Below are 12,866 nucleotides of genomic sequence, written 5' to 3'. Positions count from 1 at the left end.
ATTGTCCACGAATTACACAAATTGAACCAAGTTTAATTAGTGTAACTTGTCGACAGAAATAATTTGGTACTAGTTAAAGTCTACCGTCAACAAGTTCCTTATCCCAAATGCCCTTAATGTCGTAAATAACCGCATTGTGACCGTTACTTAACACAGATAAATCTAGGTCTTTGAATTGATTATGTGATACGGTCAATACTACACCGTCGTATTTGTGTCCGGTGATGCTGTCAACCATATCCAACCCGTACTCTGCTTTCACCTCCGCATTATCGGCCCAAGGGTCGTACACATCTACCTGCGATCCGTAATCTTTTAGCTCACTAATCACATCAATGGCTTTGGTGTTGCGAATATCAGGACAATTTTCTTTAAAAGTAATGCCCAATACCAATATTTTAGAATTCCTAACGGCTTGTCCTTTTTTAATCATCAACTTCACCACCTGAGAAGCAACCCAAGCACCCATGCCATCGTTCAAACGACGCCCTGCAAGAATAATTTCAGGATTGTAACCTGTTTCTTGTGCCTTTTGCGCCAAATAGTAAGGATCAACACCAATACAGTGCCCGCCTACCAAGCCAGGAGTAAAAGGAAGAAAGTTCCATTTTGTCCCTGCAGCTTCCAGTACCGCGCGAGTATCAATATTCATATTACTGAAAATCTTCGCCAACTCGTTTACAAAAGCAATATTGATATCCCGTTGAGAGTTTTCAATAACTTTTGCAGCTTCGGCAATTTTGATGCTTGGTGCTAAATGCGTACCTGCCACAATTATAGATTTGTACAACTCATCTACTTTGATACCTATTTCAGTATTGGAACCAGAAGTCACCTTTTTAATCTTGGTTACCGTATGTTCTTTATCTCCCGGATTGATACGTTCCGGTGAGTAGCCCACAAAGAAATCTTTATTGAAGATCATTCCTGATGATTGCTCCAGAACAGGAACACAATCCTCTTCTGTCGCACCAGGATAAACGGTAGATTCATAAACAACAATATCACCTTTAGATAGCACATCCCCAACAGTTTCCGAAGCCTTAACCAAAGGAGTTAGAACCGGACGATTATTTTTATCGGTAGGAGTAGGTACTGTAACAATGTAGTAATTGCAATTTTCAAGCTGGCTTTTTTGTGTTGTTAAAAACAAACCATTTACATCTGTACTTTTTTCTAATAATACTGACTGCAAATTAGAATCCTCTACTTCCAGTGTTGAATCTAGACCACGATTTAATTCATCAACCCTTGATTGATTGATGTCGAAGCCAACAACAGAGAATTTCTTAGCAAATTCAACAGCTAAAGGAAGACCAACATAACCAAGACCAATTACTGCTATTTTAATATCTTTATTCATCTCTTAATTATTTACCTTTTCCAATATTATAAACCTCAAAACCTAGTTTTATTAAAAGGTCTTTATCAAAAATATTTCTACCATCAAATACAAATGCAGGCTTCATCATTTCCTTGTAAATCTTATTCCAATCATAAGTTTTAAACTCATCCCATTCCGTTAAAATGGCTGTAGCATGAGCTGATTCCATGGCTGCATAAGGATCATTATGCACCGTCACCAAGCTTCGAACCTCATCCATAGTCATCACTTCTCCCTGCTCCACATATTGTCCCACTCTATGGGTTTGTACGTATTCCAAATCGGCTAAAATTTGTTCCTCTGTTACCTTTGGGTCATACACATGAATTTCGGCACGATCCTGAAGTAGCTCATCTGCTACATAGATAGCAGCTGTTTCACGTGTATCGTTGGTATCTTTCTTGAAAGCCCAGCCCAGAAAGGCAATCTTTTTCCCTGATACTGTATTGAATAAGCTATCAATAATATTCTTGGCAAAACGGTGTTTTTGATAATCATTCATTTTAATTACCTGTTCCCAATAATCCGCAACTTCAGGCAAATTAAAGTGTCTACATAGGTAGACCAGATTTAGAATGTCTTTTTGAAAACAAGAGCCACCAAAACCAACGGATGATTTTAGGAATTTAGCACCAATACGAGAATCCTTACCTATCGCACGTGCAATTTCGTCCACATCAGCACCCGTTTTTTCACATAATGCAGAAATAGCGTTAATGGAAGACACGCGCTGAGCCAGGAATGCATTGGCAGTCAACTTCGACAATTCAGAAGACCAAACACGGGTTGTTACAATATTCTCTCTAGGCACCCAATTCAAGTAAACATCTACTAAAGCTTGAACTGCAGCCTCACCAGATTCTGTTTGTTCTCCACCAATTAAAAATCGATCAGGATTGTGTAAATCTTGTATTGCTGTACCTTCTGCAAGGAATTCAGGACTAGACAAGATATCAAATTTCACCCCATTACCGGTCGAATGTAAAATGGTACGCAGTGCTTCAGCTGTACGAACAGGTAGGGTTGATTTTTCTACAATAATTTTATCGTCATTCGCAACCTTTGCAATTTGACGAGCACACAATTCAATAAACTTCAAATCTGCTGCCATCCCTTTTCCAACTCCATAAGTTTTGGTTGGAGTATTTACAGAAATAAAAATCAATTCTGCTTCTTCAATGGCTTTTTCCACATCAGTCGAGAAAGTCAGATTGCGACCGCGAGCCTCTGCGACAACATCAGCTAAACCTGGTTCGTATATTGGCAGTTTCTCCAAATCAGCAGCGTTCCAGTCTGCAATGCGCTGTTCGTTCAAATCTACTACATGAACATTGATATGCGGACATTTTTGAGCAATTACAGCCATGGTTGGGCCACCTACATAACCAGCACCTATGCAGCAGATGTTTCTGATTGATTTTACTTTGTTCATTATATGCTTTTTGTTATATTGTTTTTTATCGTCACTCGTTTATTGGATAACTCGGCACTCAACTATTGACTTGTGAATAGTAACTATTGTTCGTCTCCTTTATTCCATTGCTCCTTAATCGATCCTAGAAACTCTCGTCCGAACACCATTCCGAAACCAACAATTCCTCCAAAGAAAGTCCACATAATCAATATCATTGAACGTATTGGCTTTGTCCTCTCAAGTGGGATCGAAACCGGTTCAATTACCGTGAATACCGGCGTATCTTCTTTCACTTGAATCTTCTGAGATTCCAATTGCTTGGCCAGTTCGGTATAAACAGATGAAGCCATGGCGAACTCCGACTGCAAACGTTCCAATTGGGTTTGCGCCATGGCCGTGCTAACATTTTTATTCTGATCACGAAAGCGAGCCAGCTTATTTTGAACAGCCGTAAAAGCAGCCTCCTTCTCAATATGACGTTCCTCTACAAAAGCCATTTGATCTTTGGCCTTCTTGATCTTAAAATCCGTAATGGCTTCCTGTAATAAAATCTGAGCTCTTTGCACCATTTCAGCAGCTGGACGCGCCTCATGCATACGCGCTGATATAGACACATAACCATCCTTATCGTTCACTTCTAAAGAAAGCTGTTCAGACAACAATTCCATCAATATTTTGTCATCTTCGGAAATAGTCAAAAGGTTATCATTTTCCTGACCACTAAGAGGAGTCAAAGCGTCGCCTTTAAGAGCACCAATAATGACACCTGGCAATCCGATGGTGTATTTTTTGATGTAGCCCAATAATCCGGGCTTTTTAATTTCCAAATAATATTCTGCAAATGTGACCTTTTCTATTTGCCCTTCAATAGAAAGCGGTGTTTGCATTAATTCCTTTTGAAATGGAATGCTTGCTAAAATTTTAGGATAAAGAGTTGGTGGTATGTCTGACCCTCCCCCCATAGAGCCCAAATTGATACCCGCCATGGCAGCTAATCCACCTAGGCTACCGCCCAGTTTGGATCCACCTTCAGCGGATTGTGGCACCATGGTGGTAGAGGCGGTGTATTCTTTTGCTGAGAAAATGGCGATGAATAAGCCTAGTAGCATAAAGATTAGAGTTGTCTTTATAACTGTTCGGCGACCTTCCCATAGGGTCTTTGCCAATTGAATCAAATCGATCTCATCGTCGGCTTGGGTTTGTATGTTGTTGTTTTCTTGCATACTGTGTATGTTGATTTCGCGGATTTTTATATTGATTACGCGGATTAGTACCGATTTCACTAATAAGCGTTTCTACTTTTAATCAGCGTTTATTTTTTTATTGTGTTGATAAATCTTTTATACTATTCTATTTCTAATGTCATGCTGTCCCGACAACTGTCTGGATCAGCATCTTTTCAATCTTATGTTTTTTTTGTCATGCTGAGATTCCGAGATTATGAGATCCTGAGATAAACTCAGGATGACTACGTCAGTTCAGGATGACCGCGTCAGTTAAAGATGACTGTATTAATTCTGGATCCTTTCCTTATTTCATTTATCTAAAGTCCATTTTTAAATCTTTCAACTCAGGATTCAAACTCTTAATTAAATTCATTTTCCAATCACGTTTCCAGTTTTTCAATTGCTTTTCTCTGGCAATCGCTTCACCTATATCATCAAATTCCTCATAATAAAGCAGGTCAATCAAGTTGTATCTTTTTGTAAACTTTGCTCCTACTCCTTCTGAATGTTCAGCCATTCTTCTATTTAAATCAGAGCTTACACCAATATACAATGTCGTTCTATTCTTATTCGACATGATATATATGTATCCTCTCTTCATTATCTTTTTTCGTCATGCTGAGATCCTGAGATCCTGAGATCCTGAAACAAGTTCAGGATGACTGCGTCAGTTCAAGATGACTGCGTCAGTTCAGCATCTGTTTTTGTTTTATTTGATCCTGAGATAAACTCAGGATGACGCCCTCAATCCGTGTAATCCATTTTAATCCGTGTAATCCATATTCCAATAGATTGCTTCGGCCTACCTTCTCGCAAAGACATTTATTGAGAGAAGGAACTATATTTAACGTGTTGCAATTGCAATCGCCGTTACCAAACCAGCCAAGGTTGATGTAAATGCCAACCACTTGCTAGCGTTAGCAGCTTTGTCCACTTCCGGTTTTTCAGGTACGATGATCTCGCAACCTGGTTCAATTTTCGGGAATCGTCTTCCGAACAAACCACCCTTTGTAGCCGCTGTTGTTCCATTGGCATACAATACATATACTTTTCCTTTTTTAGCTCTCTGAGCAAAACCACCGGAATTCATGATGTAATCCTTCGCTTTTCTTTTTGTTGTAAAGGTATGAGCTACTGGATTCAATACCGATCCGGATACCATTACCGTTTCCAGTTTCGATGGCACAAGCAGTTGATCTCCTGCCTTCACCTGCAAATCTTCCACACAAGCCCGCTGACTCATGATCTTAGGCAAATCAATCCCTACAATCTGATACTTCACCTTCTCCACATCACCTGGGTTCATGGTAGTATCCTGAGCTGCGATGGCCAATTTTGCCTGGTATTCCGATTCACTCAATTCAATTCTTCTTCGCAAGGATGCTCCTTTTGCATAGGCTTCAGGCGTTAAACCTCCTGCACGTCGAATGACATCTGAAATTTTCTCATCTTTTCGGGTAATTCCATAATCACCGGCATATAGTACTTCTCCCTGAATGGTAACCGTACCCTGTTCACGATAACCCGGAGCCTGACGCACATAGACCCTATCAAATGGCTTTAAAATAAAGCCGGCATCATCCGGATGGAATTTTAAATTCCGATCCAATCCAAACTGAAAGGTATGTAGCAATGCCTTGTTCAAGCTTCCAATCTCCTCATAATCTAGCACACGACTGACCTCCACACTGGAGACCTCCGCATTCTCCTTGAAACCACCTGCCTGAAATACAAGATCAGCGATGCTGATATTTTCCGCCCATCCGTAGGTTCCCGGGTATTGCACCTCTCCTACAATTTCGATGATACGAGCTTCGCGCACATCGAATATGGATGAGATCTGAATGCGATCCTCTCTTTCCAGAGCGACATCACTCTTTCCTGAAAGCACTTCGCGCAGCGAAAAAGAGATGGACTCAAAAGTCATGTCAGATTTCTTTCGGGTGATGACCCCTCGTTCCATAAAAGCCTCTTCTTTTAGACCCTCCGCTTTTTGTATCAATTGAGAAAGCATCATCCCTTTCTTCAACTCGTAATTTCCTGGACGGTAAACCGCTCCTTCTATTGAAATCCGATTCTCAAAACGATCCACGATCTCACCAGCCTTTATCAAATCTCCATTGACCAAAAGTGTAGAAGCATATTCAGCTTCTTCCACTCCCATAAAGGTCATGGTTCTGCTATTGTTTCTGTACAATTCCAAACGGTGCGTGTAAGCCCTATCGGTAAAACCACCCGCAAAGCGCAGTAGGTCTTTCACCGTCTCTTTCGGTTTGGCTTCAAACAATCCCAATCTTTTGAACTCCCCTTCAACGCTAACGCGATTCACATAGGGACGAACCAAAATCACATCCTGATCGCGCAATTGAATGTTACTTGACGTTTTTCCATCTATCAGGTAAGCATACACATCAACAGTCGTTATGGTCTTCCCATCACGAATCAGGTCGATCATACGAAAGGATCCATTTTCGTTGGGTCCACCCGCCAAATAAAGGGCATTAAAAACAGAAGCTGTGGCTGGCAAGGCATAGGTTCCCGGCAGGTTGATCTCCCCAATCACATTCACCTTCACCCCACGCAAAGCACCCAGGCTCACATCCGCAAAAGTATTCGGTCTGTCGCCCTGCATGCCATTGTATATGGAAATCAGTCTGTTTTTTATTTTATCCTGTACTTCCTCAAAACTCAAACCATACAAATAAACAGGTCCCAGATCAGGAATCACAATTGAACCATTCTTTTGCACAAGCAATTGGTAATTTTGTTGAGAAGCTCCGTAAACCGAGATATTCACCTCATCACCTATCCCCAGGGCATAAGATTTCGAAACCGGAACATCGGCATTGGGCTCAAAACTTAAGTTATCCGAGTTAAAGAAGTGAAAACCAAAGATGTTTTTATTTTTCTCTGTCGCCTCAAACTCTACTTTTTCAGACATCACCTCTGTGGGCTCCAAAATCTCCTCCTGACTATTCAAAGCAGAAACCTTAGCACCCCCATTCATTTTCAACTCATTGATTCGACTGATCAACTGATCGATCTGCATTTGAGAGGCACCACGCGCACGTGCCAGGGTCATTGCTTCCTCCTGACTCATTCCGTTCTTTTCCATCTCATCAATGATCTTCTGAATTTGAGCATCGCTCAAAGCCTCCACATTTACAGTTGCAGGATTCACATTGGTGTTTTGCGCCTGAAGTTCCGCAAAACAAGAAACAATCATCAAGCCTATCAATAGACCTCTCCGAAGGGATAACATCATAATCTTATATTAATATTTAATAGATTCCTATATATCTATATTCCGTTTACCTCAATACCTTTGACAAAAGCTTAAAAAATTGAGATTAAGCTTTTTTTTAGTTTCGCAAAAGTAAAAAACCAATTGGCAAAAGCCTAATTTTTCCTGCATTTTTTATGAACATATTCAGAGCTGAATTGTAAGTTTCAAATCTCAAGTTCCAAACACCAAATCCCAAACACCAAAGGAGAAAGTCCCAAAGGAAAAAATCTCAAGCTTCAAATTCCAAAGAAACAAAACCCAATGACCAAAGTTCAAGTCATAAAGGAGAAAGGAATAAAATCCAATAACCAAATTTCAAACTCCAAATCCCAAAGAGACGAAACCCAATGATCAAAGTTCAAGTCATAAAGGAGAAAGTACCAAAGGAGAAAGGAGAAAACTGCAAACACCAAAGGCGAAAGGAATAAGTCTTTGACTTTTCCAACATTCTACTTTTTGACTTTTCGACTCTTTGACTTTCTAATTTATAATCGCACAATTTTAGCAATAATAATTGTATAATCTACCTGTCAAATGTGCCAAGTTAGCTCCTGACCTAACTCTTTTAAAATCTTTAGATCTAAAAAAAAGATTACCACGATTCAAGCAGTAATCTTTCTTTATTCATTCTATCTTAAGCTTTAAAATTTACTTGATCATCTCTTTCAATTCAGCAATGTCAATATTTTTGAACTCATTCTCCTTATTCACAATCACCTTATCCAATTGCTCGTATATAGAGTTCATGGATTTGAATTCCGGCACAATAGCCTTCATCTGAGCCACAATTTTATAATTGTCGTTCATTGGCAGCAATTCATCAAATTGATTGATCATGTATTGAACTTCCTCCAACTGATACTCCCGAACCTTTGCGATCATGATTCGTGGATGCTTGGTAGGAACCGTATTTTCTTTCACATTCAACAACTCTTCATATAATTTTTCACCTGGTCGAAGTCCTGTAAACTGAACCTGAATGTCCGTACCCAACTTCAGACCACTCAACTTTATCATCTTGTAGGCCAAATCAACAATCTTCACTGATTTGCCCATGTCAAAAATAAAGATCTTACCTCCTTTACCAATGGCACCTGCCTGCATTACCAACTGGCAAGCTTCCGGAATGGTCATAAAATAGCGGGTAATCTCAGGATGGGTCACCGTTACCGGTCCCCCCTTATCAATTTGTGCTTTAAATCTAGGTATTACGGAGCCATTTGATCCCAAAACATTTCCAAATCGTGTTGTAATAAAATGAGTTGGACAGCCTGGGTGATTCAGGGATTGAGTGTAAATTTCGGCAATTCGTTTCGATGCGCCCATCACATTGGTTGGATTTACTGCCTTATCGGTAGAAACCATGACAAAACGCTCCACTCCAAACTCCAATGAAAGGTCGGCCACATTCTTCGTTCCCAATACATTGGTCTTGATGGCTTCGGAAGGATTGTTTTCCATCATCGGCACATGCTTGTAAGCTGCCGCATGATACACCAAATCGGGTTTGAATTCATCGAACATTCTTCTGGTTCGCTCCAAATCACGAACATCTCCAATTACGATTTCTGCATTGTAAAAGCCCAGTTCTTCTTTTAAAGATAACTCCACATCGTACAGAGGAGATTCCGCCTGATCGAACAAAACAATTGACTTCGGGTTGAACCTTGCAATTTGTCGTACCATTTCGCTCCCAATAGAACCAGCTGCTCCAGTTACCAAAACCGTCTTATTATTTACCTGTTCGTTGATCTGCTCTAAATCCAACTGAATAGGGTCACGCTCCAATAAATCTTCAATTTTAATCGCACGAATTTGCTTTACGCTCAGCTCCCCATTTACCCAACTTTCAAATTTAGGCACTTCCCACACTTTCACATGAAAATCCAAACACTTCTCAACAATCGCTTGCTTTTGCGCATTATTTAAATCCTTCTTGGCAATGATCACTTTATCCACACACTCCTTTTCGATCAAACATTCCAAATCATTGGTGCTGTAAATCTTTACATTCTCCAGCTTACTTCCTACTTTTTTATTGTTGTGATCAATGAAAGCAACAATGGTACTGTTTACCTCGCTCCCACTATCCAAAGCATGCTTGGCCATAATCCCAAACTCATCGCTTCCATAAATTAAAATGTTCTCACGAACTTTCGATCGGGTTAAATAACGATAGTAAATTGCCTTATATATAATACGACTGCTGGTCATTAAAAAAACCACTGCTATGTATTCAATAATCAGAATGGAAAAAGGAATAATATAAGCACCCTCTCTGGCGAAATAGCTCAACACATTTAGCACCGCAAACACGAGGCTACCTGCTGATACCACCACAAAAATTCTTTCTGCATCTTTCGAACTCGTATATCTGATAATACCCGTATAGGTTCCTCCCAACAAAAAGGTGAGAGCCCTTAGCATAACAATCAATGGAATGATCACTTTTGCAGAATTTAAATTAACAGCTTCCAAATTAAAATTAAATCTCAAAATGTAAGCTGCTGAAATTGATACCAGGCTAATAGCCAAATCAATTACAAAAACAATCCATCTAGGCGTTGTCTTATCAAAAATATTAATTCGTGATAAATTCATATTAAACAATTTATTGTAGTATAATAGTGTGCTCTTTTATCTATATATGTTAGCTATGCAAAAGTAGTGCCTTCTTTTAGCAAAAGCAACTGTCAAGTTTGCCAAATTTATTTTCTTATCAATTTTATTCCATCATTTACATTAACTTTTCCTAAACTCATCATGTAGAGCAGGATACTCTCTAGACGTAAATAAATGAAAAAGGTTGCGCAAACCTTTGATATTTAACCCTTAATTCATTCTATTTATTGTAAATACCGATTTAACCGTTCTTTACCCTACTTTTTTACTCGTTTTTCAAGAAAATAGATTTAATACTTTAGACTTTCTCCTTTATACTTTGAAACTTTTAAAGCCACTCGCGAAAGCAGGCGACGAAAGTCAGACAGTCGAATAGTCCAATAGTTAAATGGTCGAATGGTCAAATGGTCAAATGGTCAAACAGTCGAATAGTCAAACAGTCGAATAGTCAAACGGTCGAATGGTCGAAAAAATATAGAATACACTGATCTTACGAATTGTAAAAATGTCGAATGGTCGAATGGTCGAATGGTCAAAAAAAAATAAAGAATACTCAGCTCTTACCAATTGAGATTTTTTTTGGATTTTGAAACTTTTTACTTTCTACTTTTCTACTTTGTACTTTGTACTTTAGACTTTGGACTTTTGGACTTTTGGACTTTTGGACTTTGGACTTTTAGACTTTGAACTTTAAGATTTAAAACAAAAACCCCTAATAAGATCCATCCTGTAGATACATCTTATTAGGGATTTTAAAAAAAGCAAACCTATAAGCCGGGTCCTGTTCCCTCCAGGAGGGTTCTATCATTTATCTAGGACATTTGTCACCAAATGTCTCGAGCAATCTACCCCCCGACATCGGCCGAGTAAGCCTAAAACTGCCGGTATACTTGATCTTGCAACACATAAGGTACACGGCTACCCATGTCACCACAGGTACCGGTGAGCTCTTACCTCACCTTTTCACCCTTACTCCGACATACATCGAAGCGGTTATTTTCTGCTCTACTACTAAAGCCCTTCAGCCTTCTTCCCGTTAGGAAGTATGTTACTCTGTGTTGCCCGGACTTTCCTCTCCTTATAAAAGCAGCGATAGAACGGTTTGCCGATGTAAAGATAAAGAATTTATCTTTACATCGGCAAACCAAATCCCAAGTTTACAAACTCCAAAACTTTAAAAAATCTCAAATGTCAAGCTTCAATTCCTAGCATATCAAAATATGGATTTATAATAAGTTAATAATAAGAAAAATAGCTTTTATTTTTGATTTGATGTCTTGTTGTATATTGAGCCAAGTATCTTAAGAATTTCCTGGGATTCTTTCTCGAGCGCTATCCACTCCTGGTTTGACGTAGATATGGCTATAATTATCCTGATCCAATAATTCGTTTCTCTTATTTCTTTTAGGGATATACCAACTTTATTTGCAAAATCAGGCTTAGATACGGCTCCTTGTGCTTCTTCGAAGTTAGCACCAACCGAAGTTGCCGACTTTAAGATTTGATAGGATATTACACGATACTCTTTGGAAGAGGGTAAGTTTCTTACTTCTTTTATTATTCCGATAGAAAAATCAAATAATCTTTTAGGAAGATCATATTTAGAAGACATTTACTAAAGCTCTTTTAAAGTATAAAAAATTTAAAATTCCCTATTTACAACTAAAACATGATTTTTGGATTTTGGAGCTTGTAATTTGGTATCGTAAAACTTTAACTTCGTTAAAGTTTTACGATAAATGCATCCTGATAGCCACTTTCACGAACTTTGCGCAAATCGCGGCGGCAAGCCCAATAGTTGTCGTAGTCTCCATAAAAATAACGGTACAGACCATCCTTCTGATCGTAGGTTCTGTTTACTTCAAATTTAAAGCGGGACGTTTTTAATGATGATTTGCCTGCAAACACCTGAATGGTGAAGTGTTTTGCTGCAGAAGGATCTCTTTTGACTTGAGACTCATTCGTTTTTGTGGGTGCCTTTATCTTTGCCTTCTCAAAACCCAAATCTTTTAATTTCTGGACTGCCTCTTCTGCAATTTTCTTATCCCGATAAGGACCTAGTTCGATTTGATAAAGAGGGGTGGAAACAAATTTCAATTCTGGCAGTTCGTAATAGTAGGCAAGATATTCCTTTCCTCTCATCTTACGTCCCATATCGTATTGAGCTTCTTCACTTGCAGGCACATTCTTCTTTGCCAGTTGCCCCTTGTTCATAACAACCACTTCCGCATTCTTATAGTTGGACAGAACATTCTCCTTCATGTATTTTTGAGCCGTATTCACATCCTCGAAACGCCCCAGGAGATAATGATACACTCCCGATTGTTTATGAGCTTTGGGTTTAAGTGGTGCAAAAGTTGCCGCACTTTCCATATCCTTGCTCTCCTTAAGCTTGATGGTATAAAAATAGGCATTCCCAACATTGTTCAATTTGGCAATTGCCGATTCGGCTGCCTTTTTCTTCTCTGCTACAGTCTTCTTCTTCTGATCCTGCTTTTGAATGTTCCCGGAAAGTACATCTGCTAACTCTTCAGCTGAAAATTCCTTTTTTAGGTCGATGATTCTGGCATCCTTATAGCCCAACTCCCTGATTTCAGCAGAGATTTCCTCAGCATCAGCTCTGGATGTTGTTATTCCCGAGATGTAATGATACTCTCCATTTTCCGCATCCAATTCGATCACATCATCCAAATTATCAAAATAATCTGTGTAAACCGGATATTTGTATTTCGCAATTTCTACTGCATAAGTCGTCCCTCCAGAATTGGAAGAAGAAAAATCAATATCCAAAAAGGGAGAGAAAAAACTGAGCGTTCCCGCTGATAATAAAATACAAATTAAAAAGAATATGTTTCTCATAACAATTAGGTAGAATGGTAGACCGATGTAATTTATCAGATTAACATTAGTAAATATAATAAAAACCTCATTTAA

General features: G+C 39.0%; 8 protein-coding genes and 1 other RNA gene. All 9 read right to left on the bottom strand.

Annotated features, from left to right (window positions below):
• Positions 1–73 precede the first annotated feature (73 nt).
• The gene (locus tag GCQ56_RS05440) at positions 74–1,363 is read right to left on the bottom strand and encodes a nucleotide sugar dehydrogenase (protein ID WP_152733401.1); all 1,290 of its coding nucleotides are present in this window, start codon (positions 1,361–1,363) and stop codon (positions 74–76) included.
• A gap of 7 nt (positions 1,364–1,370) precedes the next feature.
• Positions 1,371–2,816 carry a UDP-glucose 6-dehydrogenase gene (locus GCQ56_RS05435; RefSeq protein WP_152733400.1) on the bottom strand — a complete coding sequence of 482 codons (1,446 nt, stop codon included), beginning with the start codon at positions 2,814–2,816 and terminating at the stop codon, positions 1,371–1,373.
• 83 nt (positions 2,817–2,899) lie between these two features.
• Entirely contained in the window at positions 2,900–4,021 is a 1,122-nt protein-coding gene (locus tag GCQ56_RS05430; RefSeq protein WP_152733399.1) for a Wzz/FepE/Etk N-terminal domain-containing protein, read from the bottom strand.
• Between the two features lie 316 nt (positions 4,022–4,337).
• Complete coding sequence (locus GCQ56_RS05425; RefSeq protein ID WP_152733398.1) at positions 4,338–4,625, bottom strand: GIY-YIG nuclease family protein; 288 nt, start codon at positions 4,623–4,625, stop codon at positions 4,338–4,340.
• Positions 4,626–4,868: 243 nt separating this feature from the next.
• Entirely contained in the window at positions 4,869–7,289 is a 2,421-nt protein-coding gene (locus GCQ56_RS05420; protein ID WP_152733397.1) for an SLBB domain-containing protein, read from the bottom strand.
• A gap of 669 nt (positions 7,290–7,958) precedes the next feature.
• Entirely contained in the window at positions 7,959–9,911 is a 1,953-nt protein-coding gene (locus tag GCQ56_RS05415) for a nucleoside-diphosphate sugar epimerase/dehydratase (protein ID WP_152733396.1), read from the bottom strand.
• Positions 9,912–10,686: 775 nt separating this feature from the next.
• Positions 10,687–11,041, bottom strand: an RNA gene (gene rnpB, locus GCQ56_RS05410) — RNase P RNA component class A.
• 149 nt (positions 11,042–11,190) lie between these two features.
• Positions 11,191–11,544, bottom strand: a complete 354-nt coding sequence (locus GCQ56_RS05405) for a four helix bundle protein (RefSeq protein ID WP_152733395.1) — start codon at positions 11,542–11,544, stop codon at positions 11,191–11,193.
• A 110-nt stretch (positions 11,545–11,654) separates the two neighbouring features.
• Complete coding sequence (locus GCQ56_RS05400; RefSeq protein WP_152733394.1) at positions 11,655–12,791, bottom strand: SPOR domain-containing protein; 1,137 nt, start codon at positions 12,789–12,791, stop codon at positions 11,655–11,657.
• Positions 12,792–12,866: the final 75 nt, after the last annotated feature.

Source organism: Marinifilum sp. N1E240 (genome assembly GCF_009295825.1).
In the GTDB taxonomy this organism is placed as follows: domain Bacteria; phylum Bacteroidota; class Bacteroidia; order Bacteroidales; family Marinifilaceae; genus Marinifilum_A; species Marinifilum_A sediminis.
The sequence above is the reverse complement of the archived record's forward strand: the minus strand, read 5'-3'. Positions and strand labels throughout refer to the sequence as shown.

Excerpts from the sequence above, each read along its gene's own strand:
- GCQ56_RS05440 (WP_152733401.1), bottom strand. The coding sequence starts at position 1,363 with ATGAATAAAGATATTAAAATAGCAGTAATTGGTCTTGGTTATGTTGGT.
- GCQ56_RS05435 (WP_152733400.1), bottom strand. The coding sequence starts at position 2,816 with ATGAACAAAGTAAAATCAATCAGAAACATCTGCTGCATAGGTGCTGGT.
- GCQ56_RS05430 (WP_152733399.1), bottom strand. The coding sequence starts at position 4,021 with ATGCAAGAAAACAACAACATACAAACCCAAGCCGACGATGAGATCGAT.
- GCQ56_RS05425 (WP_152733398.1), bottom strand. The coding sequence starts at position 4,625 with ATGAAGAGAGGATACATATATATCATGTCGAATAAGAATAGAACGACA.
- GCQ56_RS05420 (WP_152733397.1), bottom strand. The coding sequence starts at position 7,289 with ATGATGTTATCCCTTCGGAGAGGTCTATTGATAGGCTTGATGATTGTT.
- GCQ56_RS05415 (WP_152733396.1), bottom strand. The coding sequence starts at position 9,911 with ATGAATTTATCACGAATTAATATTTTTGATAAGACAACGCCTAGATGG.
- GCQ56_RS05405 (WP_152733395.1), bottom strand. The coding sequence starts at position 11,544 with ATGTCTTCTAAATATGATCTTCCTAAAAGATTATTTGATTTTTCTATC.
- GCQ56_RS05400 (WP_152733394.1), bottom strand. The coding sequence starts at position 12,791 with ATGAGAAACATATTCTTTTTAATTTGTATTTTATTATCAGCGGGAACG.